This window comes from Mycobacterium sp. OTB74 (assembly GCF_029892685.1).
In the GTDB taxonomy this organism is placed as follows: domain Bacteria; phylum Actinomycetota; class Actinomycetes; order Mycobacteriales; family Mycobacteriaceae; genus Mycobacterium.
This window is the reverse complement of record NZ_JARXVD010000006.1, coordinates 37,429-62,316: the sequence shown is the minus strand read 5'-3', so window position 1 is coordinate 62,316 and position 24,888 is coordinate 37,429. Positions and strand designations below refer to the sequence as shown.

Genomic DNA, 24,888 nt, shown 5'->3' with positions numbered 1-24,888 from the left:
ACGATGCTGTGAAATCCCTGAACGTGAGAATTGGTCAGGTGACCGCCCGCCACGCCGCGAGCTTGTCGGCAAAGGACATGGTCAGTGCGCTACTGCTCGACGGTAGGCGGGTGGTCGGCAGCGTCAGCGTCGTTCGGGCGCATAAATCGTGGGCGGTCGCGCCGTTCGCAAACACCCGCTCGATACTTGGGTTGCCGGCCAAGAATGCGTCGAAGTCGTTGAGCACCAACGTCTTCCGGTCAATTTTCGCATCCAGGCTGCCGGTCCGCCGGCAGCTGTGCACCACATCCCACACGGCAACGCCATGCGTGGTGACGGCATCGATGCGGTGCTGGTAAGGCAGTGCTGCATCGAACCCATGCAGCTCGCCCAGCAGTCGCCAGAACTGGTTTCGAACGTTGGCGTAGTACTGCCCGGTGTCCAGAGATTTCTCGCTGGGAAACGAGCCGAGGATCAACACCCGCGGGGCACAACCGACGATCGGTGCCAATCCGTGCCGCAACAGCAACTCCGTCACCCGCTTATTCTGCGGCCGGGTCACGGGCGCGACGATAAATTGGCGGGGTGAGTGACGACGCCGACCGTGCCGAACTCGTTGACTGGTTGCTGGCCGAGGGATTCACCGAGCAGCAGATCAAAGAGTCGTTCGCGCCGATGCTGTTGCCGGCGCGCCGGGCGCTGGGGGACGACGGAACTCTGCTGTCGGCGCGGCAGATCAGCGAACAGACGCGTGTGGATATCGAGGTGCTGCAACGACTTCTGCACGCGGCCGGGCGCCCCCGTTCTGAAGACCCGGACGCCGCGCTGTATCTGCCGGTGGACGCCCGGTTAGTCGAGTACGCGCAGCAGGCTCTGGCGGTTGGGCTCGGTGAGGACCAGATCGTTGCGGTGGTGCAGGTGATGGTGGATGGACTGGCCCGCACGGTCGAGGTGATGCGTCACGCTGTGCTGGAGGTGACGACGCGGCCAGGCGCCACCGAGTTGGATGCCGCCAAGGCGTCCGGTGCGATCACCGCTCAGGTCGCCCCGCTGCTCGGCCCGCTGATCCAGGACATGCTGCGTGCCCAACTCCTGCATGCCATGCAGGACGAGGAGGTGAGCGCCACCGAGCGACTGGCGGGTCGGCCACTGCCGGGGTCCGGGCAGGTATCGATCGGGTTCGCTGACCTGGTCGGCTTTACCAGCCTCGGCGAGGAATTGCCGCCCGAGGAGTTGGAGCGGATGTCGTACCGGCTGGCCGAGCTGGCCCGTGAGCTTGCCGCGCCCCCGGTGCGGTTCGTCAAGACCATCGGTGACGCGGTCATGCTGGTCAGTCCCGAGCCGGTGCCACTGCTGCAGGTGCTGTTACAGCTCGTGGAGGCCGCCGACGCGGACGAGGCACTACCCCGGCTCAAGGCCGGCATGGCCACCGGCATGGCGGTCAGCCGAGCCGGGGACTGGTTCGGTAGCCCGGTGAATCAGGCCAGTCGGGTGACCGGCGTGGCCAGGCCCGGTGCCGTTTTACTCGCTGAGTCAGCACGCGATGCGGTAGCCGACGCGCCCGGTTTCACCTGGTCGTTTGCTGGGGCCAGGAAGCTGAAGGGTATCCGCGAAGAGGTGCCGTTGTATCGGGCGCGACGCGCCGTGGACTAGCGCGGATTTGCACCCGGCCTGGGGCCAGGCTTTCATGGGTACTCATGCCTGAGATTGATCGTCGCAGCATGATGTCGATGGCCGGGATGGGCCTGCTGGCCTCCGCGCTGCCATTACCCGAGGCCCGGGCCGACAAGCCGGGCCAATACCTCTTCGTCGACGACTTCGACGGCCCGGCGGGATCGTCGCCCGACACCTCGAAGTGGGAGATCGCGACGGAACGGGAATCGATGAAGGACCCGACCTACTGGGAGCTGCCCGAGCACGTCGGCCAGTACCGCAACGACCGGAAGAATCTCTTCCTGGACGGCAAGTCGAACCTGGTGATCCGGGCCGCCAAGGACGGCAACACCTTCTACAGCGGCAAGATCTTCGGGACCTTCCACGGCGGCATCGGCCACACCTGGGAGGCTCGGATCAAACTCAACTGCCTGACCCCGGGCTGCTGGCCGGCCTGGTATCTGGCCAACAGCGACCCGGCCGTCGGCGGCGAGGTCGACATCATGGAGTGGTACGGCAACGGCAACTGGGCCTCGGGTACTACCGTGCACACCAATCTCAATGGTGGCGAACACGTTTCGCATGGCATCTCGCCCGGCAGCGGCTGGCACACCTGGCGCTGCCAGTGGGACGACGCCGGAATCCGATTCTGGCAGGACTACACCGACGGTGCGCAGCCGTACTTCAACGTGCCGGCCAAGTCAGTGCCGAACTGGCATTTCAACGATCCGGGTTACACCTTGTTCCCGATCATCGACCTGGCGGTGGCCGGGTCCGGTGGCGGCGACCCCGGTGCCGGCACGTACCCAGCTGACATGCTTATCGACTGGGTGAAGGTCTGGTAGCTAGCGGCTCGAGTTGAACCGGCTGGGACTGAAACGGCGCAGCCGCAGGCTGTTGCTCACCACGAACAGTGAGCTGAAAGCCATTGCGGCACTGGCGATCATCGGGTTCAGCAGACCCACTGCCGCCAGCGGGATGGCGGCCACGTTGTAGGCGAAGGCCCAGAACAGGTTGCCCTTGATGGTCCGCAGGGTAGCCCGGGACAGGCGGATGGCGTCAGCGGCGGACCGCAGATCGCCACTGACCAGGGTCAGGTCAGAGGCCTCGATCGCGACGTCGGTCCCAGTGCCCATGGCCAGGCCCAGATCGGCCTGCGCCAGAGCCGCCGCGTCGTTCACGCCGTCGCCGACCATGGCGACCACCCGGCCCTCAGTTTGTAATTGCTTGACCGCGCACACTTTGTCGGCCGGTAGTACCTCGGCCATCACGGTTTCGATACCGACCTCGGCGGCCACCGAGTGGGCCGCGCGAGCGTTGTCGCCGGTGAGTAGGACCGGCGCCAAACCCAGTTGCTTCAGTTCGGTGATGGCCTGTGCAGCAGTGCCTTTGACAGTGTCGGCGACGACGATGACGCCAACGACGGCGTCGTCGACGGCCACCCAGACCGGGGTGCGGCCGACGGCCTCGGCGGCCGTCGCGGCCGATTGCAGCTCTGCTGGGCAGTCCGCGGCCAGCCAGGTGCGCCGGCCCACCGCGACCCGATGCCCGTCGACCACACCGGCGACCCCGCGCCCGTCGTGATTGACGAAGTCGGTGACCTCCGGCAGGGTGCCGTGTTGCGCCGCAGCTGCCGCGATAGCCTGGCCGATCGGGTGTTCCGATGCGTGTTCCAGAGCGCCGGCCAGACGTAAAGTGTTGTCCGACAGGGCATGAACCTCAGCCACCGACATCTTTCCGGTGGTCACGGTGCCGGTCTTGTCCAGCACTACGGTGTCGATCTTGCGGGTCGATTCCAGCACCTGCGGGCCCTTGATCAGGATGCCCAGTTGGGCGCCGCGGCCGGTGCCGACCAGCAGCGCGGTCGGTGTGGCCAGGCCCAATGCGCACGGGCAGGCGATGATCAATACGGACACAGCGGCGGTCAGCGCCGAGCTGATCGAGCCGCCGGCCAACAGCCAGCCGATCAGCGTCAGCATTGCGAGGCCGATCACCACCGGCACGAACACCGCTGAAACGCGGTCGGCCAGGCGCTGCACCTGCGCCTTGCCGTTCTGGGCATCGGAAACCAGCCGTGCCATCTGGGCAAGCTGGGTGTCAGCGCCAACCCGGGTGGCCCGGATCTCCAGTCGCCCACCGGCATTCATCGTCGCCCCGGCCACGGTGTCGCCCGGACCGACCTCCACCGGAACCGATTCGCCGGTGAGCATAGAGGCGTCCACCGCCGAGCTGCCGGCAACGATCACTCCGTCGGTGGCGATCTTCTCGCCGGGCCGGGCCACGAACATGTCGCCGACTGCCAATTGTTCGATAGGAACACGGGTTTCGATGCCATCGCGCAGCACGGCTACGTCCTTGGCGCCAAGGTCCAAAAGCGCGCGCAGGGCGGCACCGGATTGGCGCTTGGCGCGGTTTTCGAAGAAACGACCGGCGAGGATCAGAGTGGTGACGGTGCCTGCGACTTCGAGGTACAGATGCTCGCCAGCGCCGACCGAGCCGGCAATTGGACCCGGCGCGAGCATCCAGATGGACCACAGATAGGACGCCAGTACGCCGATGGACACCAGGGTGTCCATGGTGGCCGCACCGTGCCGCAGATTGGTCCAGGCGGCGTGGTGCAGCGGCCAGGCGCCCCAGGTCACCACCGGTGTAGTGAGCGCGAGAGCAACCCACTGCCAGTGATCGAACTGCAGCGCCGGCACCATCGAGAGCGCCAGCACGGGCAGGGTCAGCGCCAGCGAGACCAGCAACCGGGGCAGGTACGACGGCTCTGCCGCCTGGGGCTTCTCGACGCTGGCGGTGTAGCCGGTCGTCTGCACGGCGGCCAGCAGCTCATCGGTGGTCACGCTGTCCGGGTAGGTGACGGCAGCCTGTTCGGTGGCGAAGTTCACGTTGGCGTGAACTCCGTCAATCCGGTTGAGCCGCTTCTCGATCCGGGATGCACATGACGCACATGTCATGCCACCGACGGACAGCGTGACCGAGGTAGTCATGACGCTTGTACGACGTCGTATCCGGCGTTCTCGATGGCGGCGGCGACGGCGGCGCGATCTGCTTCGCCATCCACCCGTACCGTGCCGGCTTTCAGATCCACTTCGACCCCGGTGACGCCGGGCAGCGGTTCGACAGCGGTGGTGATGGCGGAGACGCAGTGGCCGCAGCTCATTCCCTGAACGTTCAAAACTTCACTCATGGCTCCGAGTATATACCCGTGGGGGGTATGCGTGCCGGGTTGGTGCATCCGCGCGGAATTCCTGCTGAACAGTGGCATCCTGGATTCATGGCAGGTAAAGAGATCGACCCGATCCGAGCCAAGAGTGCGCTGGCCGTCGCCAAGGAACACCCCGGCATGCTGCTGTTCCTGGCCTCGCCTGGGCTCCTGGTGATCGGTGTCGTGTGGTGGCTGATCGGGCCGGGTTGGGCGATTGTGCTGCTTGTTGCACTGGCGCTGGCCGGCGGTGCCGCAGTGCTCCTCAAGCGCTGACGAATTTCGTGTTCGCCTCGGGTGAAAGGCCGTCCCGCGGGACTTGTAACGGTGTAATCATGTAAACATGAGGCAACATCATTCAGGCCACGACCGCCGCGGCGGCTGGCAACAAGCTGGGCAGCCCGATGCGGGCGATGCAGTCGATTGGTTCGCCGGTCGGCTGCCAGAAGAGTGGTTCACGGGCGATCCGAGCGTCACCGTGGACCGCGAGGAGATCATCGTCATCGGGCGACTGCCCGAACCGGAGAATCCCGAAACGGAGGCCAGGGCGTCCGGGCGGGTGGCGCGATTCCGGGAGGAGACGCGGACCGAGCGCATGCGGATTGCGGACGAGGCTGAAGCCCGTTACGGCCGTAAGGTGGCCTGGGGTGTGAGTGTCGGCGATTCACAGCGGATTCTGTTCACGCACTTGGCGGTTCCGGTGATGACCCGTCTCAAGCAGCCCGAGCGCCAGGTGCTCGACACGTTGGTTGACGCCGGGGTGGCGAGGTCGCGGTCGGATGCGTTGGCGTGGTCGGTGCGGCTTGTCGGCGAGCATGCCGAGGAGTGGCTGGCCAAACTGCGCGACGCCATGACCGCGGTCGACGACCTGCGTGCCGAGGGACCAGAACTCTGAGCTCTCCTGGTCGGCCGGCCACTCACGTCACGGTAGACGCGTCCTTAACATCGGTCGCTCCAGTCACCGCGGCCGTGGCATGGGGCATCATGCCCTGCTGCCTCAGCCAGGTACGAAAGTTGCCAATGCGGCATTGGGCGGCATTGGGGCGCGCCAGTGGTCACCGACAGCATCGGGAGTCAGACCTGCGTCATCGCCCAGTAGGCGCCACGCTGGGCCATCAACTCGGTGTGCGAGCCTCGCTCGACGATCCGACCGGCTTCCACCACCAGGATCATGTCGGCGTCGCGGATGGTCGAAAGCCGGTGCGCAACAATGAAACTGGTCCGGTTCCGGCGCAGTTCGGCAGTGGCCTGTGCGATCAATAGTTCAGTGCGGCTGTCCACGGAACTGGTGGCCTCGTCCAGGATCAGTAGCAGGGGACGGACCAGCAGCGCCCGGGCGATGGTGATCAACTGCTTCTCCCCAGCGCTGATGTTGGCGCCGTTCTCGTCGATCCGCGTCTGATAGCCCTTGGGCAGCGTGTGTACGAAGTGGTCGACGCGCGCCGCCCGGGCCGCCTCGATCACCTCGGCCTCGGTGGCATCCGGTCGGCCGTAGGCGATGTTGGCGTAGATGGTTCCGCCCAGCAGCCAGGTGTCCTGCAGCACCATGCCGATCTGTGCGCGTAATGCTGTCCGACTCAAGGTCGAAATATCCTGTCCGTCCAACAGAATCCGGCCAGAGTCCGGTTCGTAGAACCGCATCAAGAGATTCACCAGGGTGGTCTTGCCGGCGCCGGTCGGCCCGACGATCGCCACTGTGCTGCCAGGCTCGGCGATCATGGACAGATCCTCGATCACCGGGGTACCCGGCCGGTAACTGAAATTCACCCTGTCGAACTCCACCCGACCGGCGGTGTTACCTGCCCTGGCGGTGCCCCCGGTGCTCTCCTCGGGGGCGTCCAGGAACTCGAAAACCCTTTCCGCGCTGGCGACCCCGGACTGCAGTGTGTTGTACATCGAGGCGATCTGGGTCAGTGGTTGGTTGAATTGCCGCACGTACTGGATGAACGCCTGGATGCTGCCCAGGCTGATCTGCCCGGTTGCCACCTGAATGCCACCGACCACCGCCACCGCGACGTAGCTGATGTTGCCGACGAACGTGGTGATCGGCGATACCAGCCCGGACAGGAACTGAGCGCCGAAACTCGCCTGGTACACATCGTCATTCAGCTCACGGAACCGGTCCTCGGCCAATGCCCGGTGCCCGAACGTCTTGACCACGGTGAAACCGCTGTACGTTTCCTCGATGTGAGCGTTGAGGCGGCCGGTGCCCTGCCACTGGGCCAGGAACTGCTGCCGTGAACGCTTGGTGATGATCCGCGTCGCAAGCAACGTCAACGGCACTGTCAGGACTGTGATCCCAGCGAGTGCCGGCGATATCCACACCATCGCGCCCAGCACGGCCAACACCGTCAGGACCGAGGTCAGCAACTGGCTGACGCTGATGGACAGCGAGGTCTGGACGTTGTCGATGTCGTTGGTGACACGGCTGAGCACCTCGCCGCGTTGTCGGGAATCGAAGTAGGACAGCGGCAGTCGATGAATCTTGTCCTCGACGTCGGCGCGCAGAGTGACCATGGTCCGTTGCACGATGGTGTTCAGCAGTCGCGCTTCGGCCCACACCATCACCGCGGACACCAGATACAGCAGCAGCGCCACGCATAACACGTGGCCCACTGCGGTGAAGTCGACCCCTTGGCCGGGGATGACATGCGAGCCGGCGAGCAGATCGGCAAATGTGTTGTCGCCGCGGGCCCGTGCGGCCGCAACCGCCTGCTCGCGGGTGATCCCTGCTGGTAGTTCGCGGCCGAGCACCCCGGTGAACAACAGGTCGGTGGCGTGTCCCAGGAGGCGCGGGCCGATCACTCCGACCGCGATCCCGCCGATGCCCAGCAGCAGCACCACGGCCACCAAGCCGCGTTGTGGGATCAGGCGCTTCACCAATCGCAGTGCTGAGCCGCGGAAATCCTCCGACCGCCGGGTACTGGCCAGCATCGCCGCGGACGGTGGCCGGGTCACCGGATTCCCCCCGCGACCACGGCCTGTGAGTCCGCGAACTCCCGGTACACCGGGCACGAGGCGAGCAACTCGGTGTGCGTGCCGGTCCCGACCACCTGGCCGCTGTCGAGAACGACGATCTGGTCGGCCTCTGTCACCGTCGAAATGCGTTGGGAAACAATGATGACCGTGGCTGAGCCGGCTACCGAGGCCAGTGCCGACCGCACCCGGGCATCGGTATGCACATCGAGCGCAGAGAACGCATCGTCGAACAGATACACCGACGGACGGCGGATCACCGCCCGCGCGATGGCCAGCCGCTGCCGCTGCCCGCCGGAGAAGTTCATCCCGCCCTGCGCGACCGGCATCGCCAGCCCGGCGGGGTGCGCTGCGACGAAATCCGCGGACGCCACCTCAAGTGCGGCCCACATCTCGACGTCGGTGGCATCGGCCTTGCCGTACCGCAGGTTGTCGGCGACGGTGCCGGAGAACAGATGCCCGCGCTGGGGCACCAGTCCTATTGCGGCCCATAGGTCTTCGGGGTCATATGAGCGCACGTCGACGCCGTCGACCAGAACCGCGCCGTCGGACACGTCATACAAGCGGCACAGCAGGGACAGCAGCGTCGATTTGCCTGAACCTGTCGAGCCGACCACCGCCGTCACGCAGCCGGGCTGCGCCGTAAAGGAAACCTCTTGCAGCACCGGACTTTCTGCTCCGGGGTAACCGAACGTTGCTGCCGCAAGGCGAATTTCTCCGCGGATCGACACCGGGTGCACCGCGTCGGCCGGCGCGGTGATCGCCGGCTCGGTCGCGAGCACCTCGCCGATGCGTTCGGCGCACACCGACGCGCGCGGCAGGATCACCAGGACGATCGTCACCATCAGGACGGACATCAGGATCTGCATGAAGTACGACAGGAAAGCGATCAACGAGCCGACTTGCATATGCCCCGCGTCGATGCGCATGCCGCCAAACCAGATCACCGCGACACTCGACAGATTCACCACCAGCGTGGTCACCGGGAGCAGGAACGCCTGCCACCGCCCGACCGTCAGCGCGGTGTCGGCCAAGGCGTGGTTGGCCGCGGCGAACCGGTCCCGTTCGGCGTCTTCCCGGGAGAACGCCCGGACTACCCGGATGCCCGTCAGCTGTTCACGCAGCACCCGATTGATGTTGTCGATCAACCGTTGCATGCTGCGGAACAGCGGCAGCAGTCGCGAGATGATCCAGTAGTTGCACAGTGCCATGATCGGCACGCTCACCAGCAGCAGCCACGACAACCCGGCGTTCTGGTGGATGGCCATCGCGATGCCGCCGACGCTCATGATTGGCGCGGTGATCAGCATGGTGCAGGTCATCTGAACCAGCACCTGAATCTGCTGCACATCATTGGTGGTCCGGGTGATCAGCGTTGGTGCCCCGAACCGGGCGGACTCGGTGGCCGACCAGCCCAGCACTTGCCTGAACACCGCCCAGCGCAGGTCCCGCCCGAAGCCCATGCCCGCACGCGAGCCGAAGTAGACCGCGCCGACAGAACACCCCACCTGCAGTGCACTGACCGCCAGCATCACCGCGCCGAACCGGGTGATGACGGCGGTGTCGCCGCGGGCGACGCCGTGATCGATGATTCGCGCGTTGAGGGTTGGCAGATACAGCGATGCCAACGTGCTGATTAGCTGCAGCGTCGCGACCACAGTCAGCGGCCGCCGGTACGGCCTCGCGTACTGCCGCAGCAGTGGCCAAAGCATTCGGTAACTGTGGCATATCCGCGAACTGTCCCGAGCGGGTCAGGGAACGCGCAGGTCAATCGGCATGCCTCAGCTCACTCTCACTCGCTGCCGCTACAGTGCATGAGGTGACCCCCAGACTGGTGCTCGCCTCTGCCGCGACCGTGGCCGCCGCGGCGCTGATTCCGGCGTTGGTTGCGTGCTCCGGCTCAGGTCAGGACGGTGGTTCGGCTCAGGCGGGATCGACCGGCACGACGGCCGCGGGCCCGCCCAAACATGGTCCGCTCTTTGCTGAATGCGGTGGCGTCAGTGATCAGACCATGGCGCAGTTGACCCAGGTGACCGGCTTGGTCAACACGTCGAAGAACTCGGTCGGCTGCCAGTGGCTGGTCGGCGGCGGCATCCTCGGTCCGCATTTCTCCTTCACTTGGTACCGGGGCAGCCCCATCGGTCGTGAGCGCAAGACCGAGGAGCTGACCCGCGCGACCGTCAACGACATCAACATTCAGGGCCACAGCGGATTCATTGCACTCGGTGAGGATTTGATGATCGGCAAGAGCCTCTGCGAGGTGGGCATCCAGTTCGACGACGACTTCATCGAATGGTCTGTCAGCTTCGCCCAGAAGCCGTTCCCGGATCCGTGCGAAATAGCCAAGGAACTGGCCCGCCAGTCGATTGCGAGCGCGAAATGACGCGGCGGTTCGTGGCCGGGCGCGCTGGGCTGCTTTCGGCGCTGGTGCTGGTGGCCGGGATGACGGGCTGCGCACGGTCGGTGGAGGGGAATGCGCTGAAAGAGGGCACTTACGAAGGTGGTGGCAGCAGCGGCAGCACGTCGGCAAAGACGTATCCGAACCTGCTCAAAGAGTGCGACGTGCTGACCAACAGCGTGCTGGCCAAGACGGTCGGGGCCAACCCGCTCGACATCCAGAGCACATTCGTCGGCGCGGTCTGCCGGTGGCAGGCCATGAACCAGTCAACGGGGCTCATCGACATCACCCGGTTCTGGTTCGAGCGTGGCACCTTCGATCAGGAGGTGGCCGTTGCCAAGCACCTCAAGTACCAGATCACGAACAAGTCGATCGCCGGCGTTAGGTCCATCATCATGAAGCCCAACGATCCGAACGGTTCCTGCGGCGTGGCCAGCGACGCGGCCGGTGTGGTCGGTTGGTGGATCAATCCGCAGGCGCCTGGCGCCGACGCCTGCGAGATGGCCACCAAGTTGATGGACATGACGCTGGCCACCAACTCCTAGCCGGGCGACCGGCTGGCCGGTGAGTGTCAGCGCGGCACGTGAAACGTCGCCAGCGTGGCGCTGTGCAATTCGAGTCGCTTCCACTCAAGCGCGGTCTGCAGGACCGCAACAGACGACGTGGGGAACTTCGTGGCGATGCGATCGGCGGCCTCTCGATCGCTGTCGTGGGACGCCAGCCCCAGCACCAGTGACGACATGACCGGTTCGTGACCGATGACCAACAGCGTCTGGATGTCGGCCGGAACTTCGTTGATCACCGAGATGACGATGCCGGGGGTCGCGTCGTACAGCCGTTCGGCGTAGGTCACCGGCGCGGTGATTCCGGTGCGCGCCAACGTCTGTCGGGTACGCGTGGCCGTCGAACACAGCACCGCGTCCACCGCGGGCAGCTGCTCGCGGATCCAGTCGCCGGCCAGGGCTGCTTCCCGGACGCCGCGCGGGGCCAGCGGGCGGTCATGGTCTGCGACTCCGTCGGGGTAAGCGGACTTGGCATGCCGCAGCAGGATGAGCGTTCGGGTTCCCGTCACCCGCTCACCGTAGATCCCGGAGCCGGCCGGTGCAGGAAGCCATGCAGAGTCGCCTGGACGAGTTCCTCGACGATGGCGTCCCGACTGGGTGATTCGGCGCCGAAGAAGGTCGAGCGCAAAGCCACCATGCCGACGATCATCGCCACCGTCGAGTGCGCCGGTAGGCTCGGCTGGTCCGACCGCATCCCGCGCAACTGGATGCCCTCGGTGCTGATCTGGCCGAGCGTGGTCAATGCCTGCCTGACGTCGGTGATGCCGGAATCGCGGGTGTCATCCGCGTCGAGATCTTCTGACGAGACGAGCGTCAGGACCAGGCCGCGGTGGTCGGTCAGCACGTCGTAGAGCTGTCCGACGAAGTGCCGTGCCAGCTCTTCCTCGTCGGTCTGGTCGGGCACGATCGTTCGCCACGTGTGGGCGAACCGGTCGACGAAGTCGGTGAATGGTGCCACCAAAGCTTCCCGGAACAGTCCGGCTTTCGAACCGAAGTGGCGGAACAGCAGATGCTCAGTGACTCCGGCCGCCTCAGCGATCTCGCGCGTGGTGGTGCTGCGGTAGTCCTTGCGGGCGAACAAGTTTCGAGCTGCTTCGAGCAGCAGTCGACGCGGTTCACCGCGCGGCCTGCGGACTGTGGCCGGTTGCGGGGCGGCTGTCGCGGATCGATGCTCGGCCACTTTCCCTCGCTTCTCGCGCCGGCTTTGGGTGCTGGCTGATCTTCAAGATAGCCGCCCTTGACCCGTCCAGTTTAGATAGTGTTCACTATCCAAACTTGAAGTTTCTTCCGTAAGGACGGCACATGGGTGCAGCAGTCATGCTCGGCACGCTGTTCGGACTGATCACGATCATTTACGTGGCGGTCCTGAACTTCGACCCGGAATCCCGTATGCAGGTAGGTGCGGGGGCCCTTGATGAGCGCCGCGGGCAGGCCCGCAAATGAGCACTGAACCCACCCCGTTGACGACGGCCGCCATCGCGTTCGCTTACTTAGGAGGACTCGCGTTCCTGGGCGCGGGGATTTATCTGAGTATTCGGCGCGGCCGGCTTCACCCGTTATTGCTGGTGTGTGTCTCTGCCATGTCGTTCTCCTGGATTGAAGCCCCGTACGACTGGGCGATGTACGCGCAGTTCCCGACGGCGATCCCGCGCATGCCGTCTTGGTGGCCCCTCAACATGACCTGGGGCGGTCTGCCGTTGCCGGTGCCGGTCGGGTACATGTCGTATTTCGCGCTGCCCGCTCTGCTCGCAGCCGCGATCGGGCGTTGGCTGAGCGCTCGCTTCCAGCTGCGCCGGCCGGTCACTTTGTTGACTACCGGCCTCGTCGTCGGATTCTGCTGGGCGTTCTTGTTCAACGCGATCATCGGCGCTCGACTCGGCGTCTTCCACTACGGCCGGGTGATACCGGGTCTAGGGCTGTGGGAGGGAACCGTGAACCAGTATCCGATCTACGACTCGTTGGCCATGGGTATCCAGGTGATGGCCTTCGCCTACCTGCTGGGGCGCACCGACGCCGAGGGACGCACCGTTATCGAGGCCTGGGCCGACAAGAAAACGTCGAGCCGTTCGCAGTCAGTTCTGGTGTCGCTGGTCGCGGTGATCGTGGTGGGAAACCTGTTGTACGGAGCGGTGTTTGCGCCGCATTTGGTGACCAAGCTCGCGGGGTGGGTGACCGCCGGACCAACCGCACCGCTGTTCCCCGGCGTACCGAATCAGCCGCTGCACGGATAGGACGCACAGATGACGAAGGTGGGGCCGGTGGCCGAATCGGTGTACTACGACCCGTTCGACAACGACATTGATGACGATCCGTATCCGGTATGGCAGCGCATGCGGGCCGAATGTCCGCTCTATTACAACGAGAAGTACAACTTCTACGCGCTGAGTCGCTATGACGATGTCGCTCGCGCGCTGCCGGATTGGCGGACGTATCAGTCCGGGCGCGGCACCACGGCGGACATTCTGTTCAGCGGTATCGAGGTGCCACCAGGGATTCTGCTCTTCGAAGACCCGCCGCTGCACGATCTGCACCGGCGGTTGTTGTCACGGGTTTTCACACCTCGGCGGATGGGCGCGGTGGAGCACCAGGTGCGTGACTTCTGTTGTGGGGCACTGGATTCGCTGCGCGATGCAGATGGCTTCGACTTCGTCACCAATCTTGGTGCCATCTTGGCGATGCGGACCATCGGTTACCTGTTGGGCATCCCGGAGTCCAGCCAGCAGGCCATCCGGGATCGGACCGAGCAACGCATCACCCTGGGGCCGGGTGGTAACGAGATCGGTGTGGTCAGCCCGACCATCTTCGAAGATTCCATCGCCATGTTCGTCGAATACATCGACTGGCGCGCGGCGCACCCGTCCGACGACCTGATGACCGACCTGCTCAACGCCCGGATCGAAGAGCAGGACGGAACCTCCCGTGCACTCGAGCGCACCGAAGTTCTTGCTTACACCGCGATGATCGCGGGGGCCGGCAATGAAACCACGGCCCGGCTCATCGGTTTCATGGGTCAATTGCTTGGTGAACACGAGGACCAGCGACACGAACTGCGCGCCAACCCATCGCTTATCGGGGCAGCGGTGGAGGAGACCCTGCGCTACGAACCACCGTCGCCGGTCCAGGCGCGCTACGTGGCCAACGACGCCGAGTGGTACGGCCACGTCGTGCCGGAGGGCTCATACATGTTGCTGCTCAATGGTTCGGCCAATCGTGACGCGACGCACTTCGACGATCCCGACCGCTACGACATCCACCGAACGGGCGGTCACCTGAGTTTCGGTGTCGGTATTCACTTCTGCCTCGGCTCGGCCCTGGCCCGGCTAGAGGCCCGGATTGCCTTCGAAGAGGTGCTGAAACGTTGGGGCGACTGGGAAGTCGACTACGACAACGCGGAGCGGGCACGGACATCGAGCGTACGGGGCTGGGCACGGTTGCCGGTCAGGACCAGGTAACGCCCCGGACGAAACCTGGCTCGTCGTCCGCCGCGGTTCCCCGGACTTGTCGGTACCCGGTTTTAGACTCGCAGTGCAGCTGAAAACGCTCGGCTGCGCAGCGAGAAAGGGGACGCCGGGATGCGTTTCGTGCACACTGCCGACTGGCAACTCGGCATGACCCGGCATTTTCTCAATGGTGAAGCGCAGCCTCGGTATTCGGCCGCCCGCCGGGACGCGGTGGCGCGGCTGGGTGCGGTGTGTGCGGAGGTCGGCGCTGAGTTCGTGGTGGTGGCCGGCGACGTCTTCGAACACAACCAACTCGACCCGCGCGAGGTCAGCCTGTCGCTGGAGGCCATGCGGTCCATCAAGGTGCCCGTGTTCCTCCTGCCCGGCAACCACGATCCGCTGGACCCATCGTCGGTGTACACCAGCGCACTGTTCCTGGCCGAATGCCCCGTGAACGTCGTCGTCCTGGACGGCGTGCACCAACTGCGCCCCGGCGTCGAGATCATCGGTGCCCCGTGGCGGTCCAAGGCGCCCACCACCGACCTCACCGGCGGTGCCGTCGCCCACCTGGCGGACGACGGCACCACCCGGATCGTGGTCGGTCACGGAGGGGTCGATGTGCTCGACCCGGACCCGGACAAGCCGTCGGTGATCCGGCTGGACGAGGTAGAAGCCGCGGTCCGACGTGGCGCGGTGCACTATGTGGCGTTGGGGGACAAGCACTCTCGCACCGAGGTCGGGTCCACCGGCCGGGTCTGGTACTCCGGCGCTCCCGAGGTCACCAATTACGACGACATCGAAGCCGATTCGGGTCATGTATTGGTGGTGGATGTCGATCTCGAAGCGGCCGATCGACCCGTCACGGTGTCCGCCCGCAAGGTAGGGCAGTGGCGGTTCGTCACACTGCGCCGCACCGTCGATACCGACCGGGACATCGCCGATCTGGACATCAATCTCGATGGCCTGCCGGACAAGGAGCGAACCGTGGTTCGGCTCGCCCTGACCGGGTCGCTGACCATCACCGACAAGGCGGTGCTGGACGCCTGCCTGGATCGCTACGTTCGCTTGTTCGCCGCGCTGACCACGTGGGAACGGCACACCGACCTGGCGGTGCTGCCGGCTGACGGTGAGTTCGACGATCTGGGCATCGGCGGGTTCGCAGCCGCAGCAGTGGACGAGCTCGTCGGCACGGCGCGGACTGACGGGGACGGAGCAGACGACGCCCGAGCTGCGCTGGCGCTACTGCTGCGGCTGGTCGACAGGGGGACCGCAGCATGAAATTGCACCGGCTGGTCCTGACCAACTATCGCGGAATTACCCACCGCGAGATCGAGTTTCCCGACCGCGGGGTTGTGGTGGTCGCCGGCGCCAACGAGATCGGCAAGTCTTCGATGATCGAGGCGCTGGATCTGCTGCTGGAATCCAAGGACCGGTCCACGAAGAAAGAGGTCAAGCAGGTCAAGCCCACCCATGCCGACGTGGGTGCTGAGGTGCTGGCCGAAATCTCCACCGGCCCTTACCGATTTGAATACTTCAAGCGGTTCCACAAGCGTGCCGAGACGCGTCTGACCATCCTGGCGCCCCGCCGCGAACAGCTCACCGGCGACGAAGCGCATGACCGCGTCCGCTCCATGCTCGACGAAACTGTGGACACCGAATTGTGGCGGGCGCAGCGCATCCTGCAGTCGGCCGCCACCATCCCGGTAGATCTGGCCGGTTGCGATGCGCTGGCCCGGGCGCTCGATGTCGCCGCCGGACAGGCCGGGGCGCTTGAGGGTGCGTTGTCCGGCAACGAGCCGCTGCTGGTCGACCGGATAGACACCGAATATGGCAAGTACTTCACCGCGACCGGACGGGCCACCGGCGAATGGGCCGCGGCCATCAAAGCGCTCAAGGATGCCCAGGCCGAAACCGACCGGTGTGCGAACGCAGTCGCCGAGGTCGATGACGCCATTCGGCACCATGGCGAGCTCACGACCGAATTATCCGGGGCCACTGAACAATTGATGGTCACTGGGCAACGGCTGACTCAGGCGCGCGAAGCGGCTGAGGCTGTTGGGCGACTTCGTGACGAACTCGCCCAGGCCAGCGTTCAGGCACAGGCTGCGGTCGCCACGGCCACCGCCGCGCGGAGCGCACTGGATGAGCGCCGCCGGTTGCAGGCCGATGTCGAAGCACGGTCGAGCGGCATCGGTGACCTGGCCGCCGCCGCCGAACGTGCTGCGCAACTTCACGTGGCCGCTCAGCAAACCCATCAGACCGCCGATGCCGCGGTGACAGCGGCACGGACCGTCTTGGACGCCGCCCGAGTCCGCGCCGAGTCCTCGCGCCGGGTGGTCGACCAGCTAGCTCAGCGCGCGGAGGCGGACCGAGTGTCCGGGCAATTGGACCGGATTCAGGCCGCAGCCGACGAACTGGCACAGGTCCACGAACAGCTCGCCGGCATCGCGTTGACCGGTGCGGCCTTGCGGGACATCGATGCCGCAGTCACAGCCGTCGAGCGGGCCGCTAGTGCAGCCGAATTAGCCTCAGCCCGCATCGAATTGACCGCCGTTGCCGATATGCAGGTACAGGTCGGCGGTCAGGACGTGATCCTGGCGGCGGGGACCGAATGGACCACCAGCGTCGGTGGCCGGACCGACATCGAGGTGCCTGGGCTGCTGAGGGTCCGGGTGTTGCCGGGCACTCCGGCCGCCGACACCACCGCTGCGCTCGACGCGGCCCGGGCCGCACTGGCCGCCGCACTTGAGCCATACGGGCTCGACGATGTGCGGGTGGCTCACGCAGTCGACGCCCACCGTCGGGAGCTCGAGGCACGGCGCAACCGCCTGGACGTCACGATGCAGACGTTGCTCGGCGATGACACTGTTGATGCGCTGGCCGGCCGGTTGGCGCAGCTGCGCGAGCAGTTGTCGGGTACCGATCCCTCAGACCCGGATGCTGCGCGTGCTGAATTGGCGGCAGCGGATGCCGGTTTACGTTGCGCTGTAACCGATTATGACGATTTGCGGGATGCGACGGCAGCGTCCTCGACGGCCGTGGCCGAAGCGTTGGCCAGCGCCACAGTGGCCCGGGACAAGCAAGCGTCGGCGCTGACTGCACTGGCCGATGCAACCGAACGACTGGCCCGTCAGCGCGAGCAGGAGCAGGATGCCGCGCTGGCAGTCCGGGCGACCAACTGCAGCGAGCAGGCCGACATTGCCACCACACGGCACCGGGAACTCGCCGCGGCGCTGGCTGCCACGACTCCCGACGCAGTCGACGCAGAGCTTGTCGCGGCCGCTGCTGCGGCGAACGGCGCGGCGACCCATCGGCAGGACATCGACGGCCAATTACGAGACGTGACAGCGCAATTGAAGGTGTACGGCACCCAGGGCCGGCAGAGCCAAAAGGATGTCGCTGAGGCCAACCTGCGGCACGCGCAGTCCGACCATGCGTCCGTGGGGCGGCGGGCCCGGGCCGCAGAGATGCTACGCACCGTGATGGGCCGCCATCGTGAGCAGGCTCGCCAACGCTATGTCGAACCGTTTCGCAAGGAGGTAGAACGGTTGGGCCGCATCGTCTTCGGCGACACCTTTACCGTCGACATAGACAGCGACCTGCGTATCTGCAGTCGCACGGTCGACGGCCGCACCGTGCCATATGAGTCGTTGTCAGGCGGCGCCAAGGAGCAACTCGGAATCGTGGCGAGGTTGGCCGGCGCCGCATTGGTGGCCAAGGAAGACAGCGTGCCGGTGATCATCGATGACGCCTTGGGTTTCACCGACGCCAATCGGTTGGTGCGAATGGGGCAGGTGTTCGACGCGGTCGGCGGCGACGGCCAGGTGATCGTGTTGACCTGCAGTCCGGACCGGTATGTATCCGTCGAGGGCGCCGAACGAATCGAGTTGACCGCATAGCCCGCTGAGAGGTTTATGCGGGTTGGGTAATGCTCGCCACTGTGAACGTGTCTGAGCTGCAGGCGCGAGCACAATGGATAGCGATGACGATGAACGCCAAACGCCGCCGCGCGCACGACCGGCTGGCAGCGCAGCCCGGGGTGCGGTCGGTGCGGCGAGCCGTGGCGGCGCCGGAACGGCAGGGTCAGGATTTCGACCTGTACTACGTCCGTTCCGGCCCCAAGAGCTCCCAACCGGTGATTTTCGTGCCCGGCGGACCAGGGGCGGCCTCCATCGGGAGCTACCGAAACCTGCGCAAGAGTGCGGTCGCGGCCGGGCTCGACGTCATCATGGTCGAGCATCGTGGGGTCGGCATGTCCCGCCACGACGATGCGGGCGCCGACCTACCTGCCGAGGCGCTGACCATCGACGCTGCGGTAGACGATATCGCGGCGGTACTTGACGCCGAAGAGGTCGACACCGCAGTCGTTTACGGCACTTCTTACGGCAGCTACCTGGCCTCCGGGCTGGGTGTGCGGCATCCCGGACGGGTGCAGGCAATGGTGCTGGATTCACCGCTGCTGTGCGCCGACGATATCGATGAGGTACGAGCTGCCACCCGGGCGGTGTTGTGGGACGGCACCGCGCCCAGCACTGCGCGGCTGGCCCAGAAGGTACAGACCATGGTGGCGGCCGGGCAGTTGACACCGTGGGCCTTGCAGTTGGCCGCCGGTCTGTACGGATTGCTGGGCCCCGATGTGTTGGAACAGGAGCTGGACCTGGTGCAGACCGGTCGTGGCTTGCTGTGGGGCGCAATCGGACAGAGCACCAAGATGTTGTTCGAGCGCAAGACGCCGTATCGGCACGAGCCCGATCTGGTCGGGCACATCGGTTATCGCGAGCTGAACTACGGCGCTGAGCCGGACGGCCTACCGATCGACCCGGCTTTGGCATACCGTGAATTAGCCACGGGAGAAAAGGATTTCGTCGCCGAACCGTATGATCTGGTGTCCGAGATGCCGAATTTCGAGTGGCCCACCGTGGTGCTGTCCGGCGGCCGGGATCTCACCACTCCACCTGCGGTGGCTCGGCGCATTGCAGAGTTGATCCCGCGTTCGGTGCTGGTTGAACTGCCTACTGCCGGACACAGCGTGCTTGATCAACGCGAACGCAGTGCGCTGGCGGTGGCGAGGGCGGTGCGCGACGGTCAGCTCGACGATTTACCTTCCCGCACAGCAGAATTGGATATGCCGAACCTTCCGCTGCGGCTGATGACGCGTGGCATCGTGACCGCGATGGCGGCCGAAGGCATGGTTCCGCCCGTACTGCCGCAGACGCTGCGTCAACTCAAGACTTGGTGAATCCGATCGCAGTGTAGTCCAGGTCGGCCAGTCCGGCGGCGCCGAAATTGGCCAAAGTGTCTCGGACGGCGATGTTTCCGGGGGACTGGGTGAGCGGCAGGCTGAACGTCTCAGCCCACAGCATCTTGTCCAGTTCGTTGGCCAGCACCCGCGCCTTGTCTGGGTCCAGCTCGTTGAGGGTCGCATCGATCTGGGCATCGATCTGTGGAGTACCGATTTTGCCGAAGTTGCTCTCACCGTCGGTCGCGTAGATCTGGGTCAGACTACCGAGTGGGAAAGCGTCACCGAGCCAAGCGAATTCGGCAATGTCGAAGTTGCCGGGAATGACGTACTGGCTGAACAGGTCTGAGGCGGAGGAGACCACCAGATCCAGCTTGACCCCGATGTCGGCCAGCGTCTTCTGGGCGATCTGGCCGATCTGCCGGGTAGCCGGCGCGTCGTAGAACACGTCACGCACCACCAGTTGCCTGCCGTCCTTTTCTCGGACCTGACCGCCGGCCGGCAACTTCCAACCCAGCGCGTCGAGCTGTCGCCGCGCCGCATCAGGGTCGAAAGTCGTTGCGCCACTGTTGTCTTGGTAGCCCTTCTGGCCCGCGACATAGATGTGGTTGTTCAACGGCACCGGGTCGTCGACCAATCCGTGTTGGGTGACGGTGGCGATCGTCTGGCGGTCGATGCCCTGAGCCACCGCATGCCGCAGGACGGGGTCGTGCAGTATTGAACCGGGAGCGCCATTGAAGGTCAGGTGCGACCAATTCACCGACGGTGCCCGCCGGATGTCCACACCTTTGGTGCGACGCGCGAGGGTCAGCTCATCGAGCGAACCCAGGCCGGTGGCGTCGATGGCATTGTTGCGCAATGCCGGAATGCGCGCGGAATCGTCGAGCACCGTGTAGGTGATGGCGTCCAGCCGGGGCCGGGCACCCCACCATTTGGGGTTGCGGCTCAAGGTGATTCGCTGCGCGCCGCGGTCCACATCGGAAATGACGAATGGCCCCGCCGACGGTCCGGGCGTGGTCAGTTCGCCCTTGTTGAACACCTCCGGGGCGGCCGTCGAACTCTTGGGCAGCAGCATGCCGTTGCCCGCGAACATGCCTCGCCAGTCGGAGTACGGCTTGGCGAAAGTGATGACGGCCTGGCGGTCGTCGACGCCACGGGTCACGGTGGCCACGCGTTCGCTGCCGTTCGGGCTCGCGATCTGGAATGCCGGGTCGACACCCCTGGTCGCGTTCACCTGTGAAGCGATGTCCTCCCAGGTGATCGGGGTCCCGTCGGACCAGACCGCCTTCGGGTTGATGGTGTAGGTGACCATCTGCGGGTTGGTGCCGGTCAGTTGGACATCGGTGAAATAGTCGTGGTTGACGGTGGCCGAACCGTCCGGGCCGATGATGAAGGCGCGCGGCATGGTGGGCCTGATGACGGCGGCGGTGTCGCCGGTGTTGCCATCGATCTGCAGCGTGTTGAAGTTTTCCGGGAAGGCCGCCAGAGCCAGTCGGAGGTTGCCGCCATCCTGCAGCGTGGCAGGGTCTTTGGGGTTGATGTCGCTGCTGGCACCGAGAGTGGCGGCATGCCCGCCGACGGGTTCTGGTGGCGGGGCCGAGCAGCCGGCCGCGTAGCCGGTCGTCAGCACGGCCGCCAGGGCCGCGACCCACCGTTTACCCAGCATCAGCCCTCCCCGCCCGGTTGCGGGACCGCACTCAGCAACCGTTTGGTGTAATCGTCCTGCGGATCACCGAAAACCTGTGCGGCAGAGCCCTGTTCGACGACCTTGCCCTTGTGCATGACGGCCACTGTGTGGGCCAGGTGCCGCACCACCGAAAGGTCGTGTGAGACAAACAGATAGGACAGTCCGAAACGTTCCTGCAGGTCCAGGAGCAGGTTGATGATGCCTGCTTGGATCGAGACGTCCAGTGCTGAAACCGGTTCGTCCAGAGCAAGGATCTTCGGTTGCCGGGCCAGCGCTCGCGCGATGCCGATTCGCTGCTTTTGCCCACCGGAGAATTCCGCAGGGTAGCGGGCGGCATCGGCGTGCCGCAGGCCGACGATGTCGAGGAGTTCGGCTACCCGGGCATCGATGCCGCTCTTGGCAAGGCCGCCAACTTGCAACGGTTCGGCCAGCACGTCGAACACCGGCAGTCTGGGGTCCAGCGCAGCGACGGGGTCCTGGAACACCACCTGCAACTCGCCGCGCAATTCCCGGCGGGTGTCGCGGCTCAATGTTGCCACGTCATGGCCCAGCACTGTGATCGAACCCGACTGCGGCGCGGCCAGATCCAGGATCTGATGCAGCGTCGTGGTTTTGCCGCAACCAGATTCGCCCACGATGCCCAGGGTGCGGCCCCGGTGCAGTTCAAGGCTGACGCCATCGACGGCACGCACCTCGCCGACTTTGCGGCTGAACAGCCCACCGCGCAGCTTGTAGGTCTTGACCAGGTCGGTGACGGTGAGCACGGTCGGCGCATCGGTATCGGGCTGTTGGGTAACGGGTTCGGTGGCCACCCCGTAGATGTTGGCCGCACTGCGACCGGCGGCCTGGTCGGTGTGGATACAGGCCGCGGCGTGTCCGGGAGCTACCTCGAGTAGCTCGGGTTCGGCACGCAGGCAGTCGTCGTCGGCCAGCGGGCAACGGGGGGCGAACGGACAGCCCACTGGCAGTGCGGTCATGGCCGGTGGTGCGCCGGGGATCGGTACCAGCCGGGTGCCCTGGGGTGCGTCCAGGCGCGGCACCGACCCCAGCAATCCGACGGTGTACGGCATGACGCGTTCGCGGTAGAGCCCGGCCACCGGGGCGGTCTCTACCGCGCGGCCGGCGTACATCACCATTGCCCGGTCGGCGAATTCGGCGACCACGCCGAGGTCGTGGGTGATGATCAGGACCCCGGCGCCGGTGACGTCGCGCGCGGTGCGCAGCACGTCCAATATCTGGGCCTGCACCGTGACGTCGAGCGCGGTGGTCGGTTCGTCGCAGATGATCAGATCAGGATCGTTGGCGATGGCCATCGCGATGACCACCCGCTGGCGTTCACCGCCGGACAGCTCATGGGGGAACGCGCGAGCCCGCTCCGCAGCTTGCTTGATCCCGACCAGGTCGAGCAGCTCGACTGCCCGCGAACGCGCTGCGGCACGCGATGTTTCGCGTTTGTGCACACGAAGCGCCTCGGCGATCTGGTCGCCCACGGTATACACCGGCGTCAGCGCCGACATCGGGTCCTGGAACACCGTGCCGATCACCCGGCCGCGCACCCGGGACATGGCAGCGTCGTCGAGACCGATCAACTCCTGGCCCTGTAACCGGACCGAACCGGTCACCCGGGCGTGCTCGGGCAGCAGGCCCACCACCGCCATCGCAGTCGCCGACTTACCGGCACCGGACTCGCCGACCAGCGCCAGCACCTCGCCCGGTGTGAGCTCAAAGTTCATGCCCCGCACCGCCGAAACATCGGCAGCATCGGTCTGGAAGGTGACCGTCAGGTCCCGGACCTCGACTAGGCTCACCGGGTTACCTCCGGACGACGAACCCGTTTAGGCGTACGGGTGGAGGGATCGAGCGCGTCCCGCAGTCCGTCGCCGATCAGGTTGGCACACAACACGATCAACACCAGCACACCGGCCGGGAACAGGAATACCCAGGGGAATGTCTGAACCGAGGCCGTGCCGTCGGCGATCAACGTGCCCAGCGACACGTCAGGCGGCTGCACACCGAATCCCAGGAAGCTCAAACCCGTTTCGGCCAGAATCGCCATACCCACGTTCAGCGTCGTGTCGATGATCAGGATCGACGCCACGTTGGGCACGATGTGACGCGCGATGATCCGGGCGTTGCTGACCCCCATATACCTTGCGGCCGTGACGAATTCGCGCTCTCGGAGACTCATGGTCAGGCCGCGAACCATGCGCGAGCTGACCATCCAGGAGAAGCCGGCAAGCAGCACGATCAGCCATACGATGGTGGACTGGTGCCGGGTCCGGGGCGTGATGATCGCGATCAGGATGAAGCCGGGGATCACCAGCAGCAGGTCCACCAGCCACATCAGCGCGCGGTCGCGCCAACCACCGAAGTACCCGGCGATCGATCCGACCGTCGCGGCGATCACCGTCGCGATGACCGCCACGCACACCCCGATCAGCAGTGACTTCTGCATCCCACGCAGCGTCTGGGCCAAGAGGTCCTGGCCAAGTGCGTTGGTGCCGAACCAATGTCCAGCACCCGGCGGCTGCAACAACGCGCGGAAATCCATGTCGGTATAGCCGTAGGGGAGCAGCGGAGGCAGCGCGTAACAACCAACGAAGAGCAAGCACAGCACCACAAGCGACACCACCGCGGGCCGGTTACGGACGAAACGGCGCGCCACCAGAGTCCGGCGCGAAGCGAATTGAGTAGTCATCGGACCCGCACCCGAGGGTCCAGTGCGGCATAGATGACGTCGGAGAGCAGCCCGCCCAGCAGGATCGTCGTCCCGGAGAACAGGGTGAAGGCGGCCACGATGTTCGCATCCTGATTGTTGATCGCCTGCACCATCCACTCACCCATCCCGTGCCAGCCGAAGATTTTTTCGACGAACACTGCGCCAGTGACCAATCCGCTGATTCCGTAGGCGAACAGCGTGGCCATCGGAATCAAGGCGGTGCGCAGGCCGTGTTTGAACAGCGCCTGACGCCGCGTCAGCCCCTTGGCCCGTGCGGTGCGAATGAAGTCCTGACCCAATACGTCGAGCATGGCGTTGCGCTGATATCGGCTGTAGGACGCGATGGCGCCGAGCGCCAGTGTCACGGTGGGCAGCACCAGATGCTGCAGTCGGTCGACGAATGCGCTCCAGCCACCGTGGGTGAACGGCGACGTCTCCCCGGTGTACTGGAACAACTGAACTCCCAGAACCGAATTCACCCCGAGCGCGCCGAGGATCAACAGGTTGGCGATGACGAACGTGGGGGCACTGAGGACCAACAGCGACAGCACTGTGATCACGCGGTCGGATAATCGGTATTGCCGAACGGCGCCCCACGCACCAAGGATGACGCCGACGATGGTGCCCAGCACCGACCCGATGACCACCAGTCGCAGGCTGGTCAGCACGCGCCGACCGAGCTCCGCGGAAACGGGTTGTCCGGTAATGGTTTTACCGAAGTCGCCATGCACTGCATCGGAGACCCAGTGGCCGTACCGGAGGGGGAAGGGCTGGTCCAGGCCCAGGTCGTGGGCCTTGGCGTCGATGACCGATTGCGGCGGGCGGGGGTTGCGCTGCAGCAGGCTGTCCAGCGGATGGAACGTCACCGAAGTCAACGCGAACGTGAGGAACACCGCCAGGGTCAGCAGGATCAGGTAGTTGACGAAGCGGCGGAGCAAGAATCGCGTCATGGAGCGCTCACTGGAAACCGCATGCGCACAGGTTATGAGATAGGGCGGGATGTCACCGTCATTACCGGGTCGTGGC

The 24,888-nt window shown here is 65.4% G+C and carries 23 protein-coding genes; 12 read left to right on the top strand and 11 right to left on the bottom strand.

What is annotated here, in order from left to right; all coding sequences use genetic code 11:
- Nucleotides 1–34: 34 nt before the first annotated feature.
- Nucleotides 35–541, bottom strand: coding sequence for a DNA-deoxyinosine glycosylase (locus M2432_RS10665; protein WP_280826783.1), 507 nt, complete (start codon nt 539–541; stop codon nt 35–37).
- Nucleotides 542–564: 23 nt separating this feature from the next.
- Here M2432_RS10665 and M2432_RS10660 point away from each other — a divergent pair, with 23 nt between their 5' ends.
- The gene (locus M2432_RS10660) at nt 565–1,632 is read left to right on the top strand and encodes an adenylate/guanylate cyclase domain-containing protein (protein ID WP_280826782.1); all 1,068 of its coding nucleotides are present in this window, start codon (nt 565–567) and stop codon (nt 1,630–1,632) included.
- 44 nt (nt 1,633–1,676) lie between these two features.
- Complete coding sequence (locus M2432_RS10655; protein WP_280826781.1) at nt 1,677–2,477, top strand: glycoside hydrolase family 16 protein; 801 nt, start codon at nt 1,677–1,679, stop codon at nt 2,475–2,477.
- On the opposite strand, the gene M2432_RS10650 is transcribed toward M2432_RS10655, so the two are convergent.
- Together M2432_RS10650 and M2432_RS10645 are read right to left on the bottom strand one after the other, a co-directional pair.
- Nucleotides 2,478–4,625: a heavy metal translocating P-type ATPase gene (locus M2432_RS10650; RefSeq protein ID WP_280826780.1), complete on the bottom strand. Its 2,148-nt coding sequence runs from the start codon at nt 4,623–4,625 to the stop codon at nt 2,478–2,480.
- Entirely contained in the window at nt 4,622–4,825 is a 204-nt protein-coding gene (locus tag M2432_RS10645; RefSeq protein ID WP_280826779.1) for a cation transporter, read from the bottom strand. The genes M2432_RS10650 and M2432_RS10645 overlap by 4 nt, the downstream gene beginning before the upstream one ends.
- A gap of 87 nt (nt 4,826–4,912) precedes the next feature.
- Here M2432_RS10645 and M2432_RS10640 point away from each other — a divergent pair, with 87 nt between their 5' ends.
- Together M2432_RS10640 and M2432_RS10635 are read left to right on the top strand one after the other, a co-directional pair.
- Nucleotides 4,913–5,116, top strand: a complete 204-nt coding sequence (locus M2432_RS10640) for a hypothetical protein (RefSeq protein WP_280826778.1) — start codon at nt 4,913–4,915, stop codon at nt 5,114–5,116.
- A gap of 67 nt (nt 5,117–5,183) precedes the next feature.
- On the top strand, nt 5,184–5,735 hold the full coding sequence (locus M2432_RS10635) for a hypothetical protein (protein WP_280826777.1): 552 nt from the start codon (nt 5,184–5,186) through the stop codon (nt 5,733–5,735).
- 179 nt (nt 5,736–5,914) lie between these two features.
- Here M2432_RS10635 and M2432_RS10630 read toward each other — a convergent pair whose 3' ends face one another.
- Nucleotides 5,915–7,774 carry an ABC transporter ATP-binding protein gene (locus tag M2432_RS10630; RefSeq protein WP_280826933.1) on the bottom strand — a complete coding sequence of 620 codons (1,860 nt, stop codon included), beginning with the start codon at nt 7,772–7,774 and terminating at the stop codon, nt 5,915–5,917.
- Nucleotides 7,775–7,794: 20 nt separating this feature from the next.
- Nucleotides 7,795–9,528 carry an ABC transporter ATP-binding protein gene (locus M2432_RS10625; protein WP_280826776.1) on the bottom strand — a complete coding sequence of 578 codons (1,734 nt, stop codon included), beginning with the start codon at nt 9,526–9,528 and terminating at the stop codon, nt 7,795–7,797.
- 107 nt (nt 9,529–9,635) lie between these two features.
- Here M2432_RS10625 and M2432_RS10620 point away from each other — a divergent pair, with 107 nt between their 5' ends.
- Both M2432_RS10620 and M2432_RS10615 read left to right on the top strand, forming a co-directional pair.
- Nucleotides 9,636–10,199, top strand: a complete 564-nt coding sequence (locus tag M2432_RS10620; protein ID WP_280826775.1) for a DUF3558 domain-containing protein — start codon at nt 9,636–9,638, stop codon at nt 10,197–10,199.
- Complete coding sequence (locus M2432_RS10615) at nt 10,196–10,759, top strand: DUF3558 domain-containing protein (protein ID WP_280826774.1); 564 nt, start codon at nt 10,196–10,198, stop codon at nt 10,757–10,759. Before M2432_RS10620 ends, M2432_RS10615 begins: the two co-directional genes overlap by 4 nt.
- A gap of 26 nt (nt 10,760–10,785) precedes the next feature.
- Here M2432_RS10615 and M2432_RS10610 read toward each other — a convergent pair whose 3' ends face one another.
- Nucleotides 10,786–11,286, bottom strand: coding sequence for a histidine phosphatase family protein (locus tag M2432_RS10610; protein ID WP_280826773.1), 501 nt, complete (start codon nt 11,284–11,286; stop codon nt 10,786–10,788).
- Complete coding sequence (locus M2432_RS10605) at nt 11,283–11,957, bottom strand: helix-turn-helix domain-containing protein (RefSeq protein WP_280826772.1); 675 nt, start codon at nt 11,955–11,957, stop codon at nt 11,283–11,285. Before M2432_RS10605 ends, M2432_RS10610 begins: the two co-directional genes overlap by 4 nt.
- Before the next feature lie 122 nt (nt 11,958–12,079).
- Between M2432_RS10605 and M2432_RS10600 the strand changes: the two genes are divergently transcribed.
- From M2432_RS10600 to M2432_RS10575, 6 genes are all read left to right on the top strand, one after another.
- The gene (locus M2432_RS10600; protein WP_280826771.1) at nt 12,080–12,220 is read left to right on the top strand and encodes a hypothetical protein; all 141 of its coding nucleotides are present in this window, start codon (nt 12,080–12,082) and stop codon (nt 12,218–12,220) included.
- Complete coding sequence (locus M2432_RS10595) at nt 12,217–13,008, top strand: spirocyclase AveC family protein (protein ID WP_280826770.1); 792 nt, start codon at nt 12,217–12,219, stop codon at nt 13,006–13,008. Before M2432_RS10600 ends, M2432_RS10595 begins: the two co-directional genes overlap by 4 nt.
- A gap of 9 nt (nt 13,009–13,017) precedes the next feature.
- Nucleotides 13,018–14,229, top strand: coding sequence for a cytochrome P450 (locus M2432_RS10590; protein ID WP_280826769.1), 1,212 nt, complete (start codon nt 13,018–13,020; stop codon nt 14,227–14,229).
- 120 nt (nt 14,230–14,349) lie between these two features.
- Nucleotides 14,350–15,495 (top strand): exonuclease SbcCD subunit D, encoded by a 1,146-nt coding sequence (locus M2432_RS10585; RefSeq protein WP_280826768.1) that lies wholly within the window; start codon nt 14,350–14,352, stop codon nt 15,493–15,495.
- Nucleotides 15,492–18,116 (top strand): AAA family ATPase, encoded by a 2,625-nt coding sequence (locus M2432_RS10580; RefSeq protein ID WP_280826767.1) that lies wholly within the window; start codon nt 15,492–15,494, stop codon nt 18,114–18,116. Before M2432_RS10585 ends, M2432_RS10580 begins: the two co-directional genes overlap by 4 nt.
- Nucleotides 18,117–18,199: 83 nt before the next feature.
- Nucleotides 18,200–19,456: an alpha/beta fold hydrolase gene (locus tag M2432_RS10575; protein ID WP_280826766.1), complete on the top strand. Its 1,257-nt coding sequence runs from the start codon at nt 18,200–18,202 to the stop codon at nt 19,454–19,456.
- On the opposite strand, the gene M2432_RS10570 is transcribed toward M2432_RS10575, so the two are convergent.
- Genes M2432_RS10570 through M2432_RS10555 form a run of 4 tightly spaced genes read right to left on the bottom strand, consistent with a single transcriptional unit; the run spans nt 19,443 to nt 24,812 of the window.
- Nucleotides 19,443–21,122, bottom strand: a complete 1,680-nt coding sequence (locus M2432_RS10570) for an ABC transporter family substrate-binding protein (RefSeq protein ID WP_348536304.1) — start codon at nt 21,120–21,122, stop codon at nt 19,443–19,445. The genes M2432_RS10575 and M2432_RS10570 overlap by 14 nt on opposite strands.
- Nucleotides 21,122–22,951 carry an ABC transporter ATP-binding protein gene (locus M2432_RS10565; protein ID WP_280826765.1) on the bottom strand — a complete coding sequence of 610 codons (1,830 nt, stop codon included), beginning with the start codon at nt 22,949–22,951 and terminating at the stop codon, nt 21,122–21,124. Before M2432_RS10565 ends, M2432_RS10570 begins: the two co-directional genes overlap by 1 nt.
- Nucleotides 22,948–23,841, bottom strand: coding sequence for an ABC transporter permease (locus M2432_RS10560; RefSeq protein ID WP_280826764.1), 894 nt, complete (start codon nt 23,839–23,841; stop codon nt 22,948–22,950). The genes M2432_RS10565 and M2432_RS10560 overlap by 4 nt, the downstream gene beginning before the upstream one ends.
- Nucleotides 23,838–24,812, bottom strand: a complete 975-nt coding sequence (locus M2432_RS10555) for an ABC transporter permease (RefSeq protein WP_280826763.1) — start codon at nt 24,810–24,812, stop codon at nt 23,838–23,840. The genes M2432_RS10560 and M2432_RS10555 overlap by 4 nt, the downstream gene beginning before the upstream one ends.
- Nucleotides 24,813–24,888: the final 76 nt, after the last annotated feature.

Excerpts from the sequence above, each read along its gene's own strand:
- M2432_RS10580 (WP_280826767.1), top strand. The coding sequence starts at position 15,492 with ATGAAATTGCACCGGCTGGTCCTGACCAACTATCGCGGAATTACCCAC.
- M2432_RS10655 (WP_280826781.1), top strand. The coding sequence starts at position 1,677 with ATGCCTGAGATTGATCGTCGCAGCATGATGTCGATGGCCGGGATGGGC.
- M2432_RS10560 (WP_280826764.1), bottom strand. The coding sequence starts at position 23,841 with ATGACTACTCAATTCGCTTCGCGCCGGACTCTGGTGGCGCGCCGTTTC.
- M2432_RS10635 (WP_280826777.1), top strand. The coding sequence starts at position 5,184 with ATGAGGCAACATCATTCAGGCCACGACCGCCGCGGCGGCTGGCAACAA.
- M2432_RS10615 (WP_280826774.1), top strand. The coding sequence starts at position 10,196 with ATGACGCGGCGGTTCGTGGCCGGGCGCGCTGGGCTGCTTTCGGCGCTG.
- M2432_RS10645 (WP_280826779.1), bottom strand. The coding sequence starts at position 4,825 with ATGAGTGAAGTTTTGAACGTTCAGGGAATGAGCTGCGGCCACTGCGTC.
- M2432_RS10575 (WP_280826766.1), top strand. The coding sequence starts at position 18,200 with ATGACGATGAACGCCAAACGCCGCCGCGCGCACGACCGGCTGGCAGCG.
- M2432_RS10630 (WP_280826933.1), bottom strand. The coding sequence starts at position 7,774 with ATGCTGGCCAGTACCCGGCGGTCGGAGGATTTCCGCGGCTCAGCACTG.
- M2432_RS10555 (WP_280826763.1), bottom strand. The coding sequence starts at position 24,812 with ATGACGCGATTCTTGCTCCGCCGCTTCGTCAACTACCTGATCCTGCTG.
- M2432_RS10650 (WP_280826780.1), bottom strand. The coding sequence starts at position 4,625 with ATGACTACCTCGGTCACGCTGTCCGTCGGTGGCATGACATGTGCGTCA.
- M2432_RS10585 (WP_280826768.1), top strand. The coding sequence starts at position 14,350 with ATGCGTTTCGTGCACACTGCCGACTGGCAACTCGGCATGACCCGGCAT.
- M2432_RS10570 (WP_348536304.1), bottom strand. The coding sequence starts at position 21,122 with ATGCTGGGTAAACGGTGGGTCGCGGCCCTGGCGGCCGTGCTGACGACC.
- M2432_RS10595 (WP_280826770.1), top strand. The coding sequence starts at position 12,217 with ATGAGCACTGAACCCACCCCGTTGACGACGGCCGCCATCGCGTTCGCT.
- M2432_RS10590 (WP_280826769.1), top strand. The coding sequence starts at position 13,018 with ATGACGAAGGTGGGGCCGGTGGCCGAATCGGTGTACTACGACCCGTTC.
- M2432_RS10600 (WP_280826771.1), top strand. The coding sequence starts at position 12,080 with ATGGGTGCAGCAGTCATGCTCGGCACGCTGTTCGGACTGATCACGATC.
- M2432_RS10625 (WP_280826776.1), bottom strand. The coding sequence starts at position 9,528 with ATGCTTTGGCCACTGCTGCGGCAGTACGCGAGGCCGTACCGGCGGCCG.
- M2432_RS10640 (WP_280826778.1), top strand. The coding sequence starts at position 4,913 with ATGGCAGGTAAAGAGATCGACCCGATCCGAGCCAAGAGTGCGCTGGCC.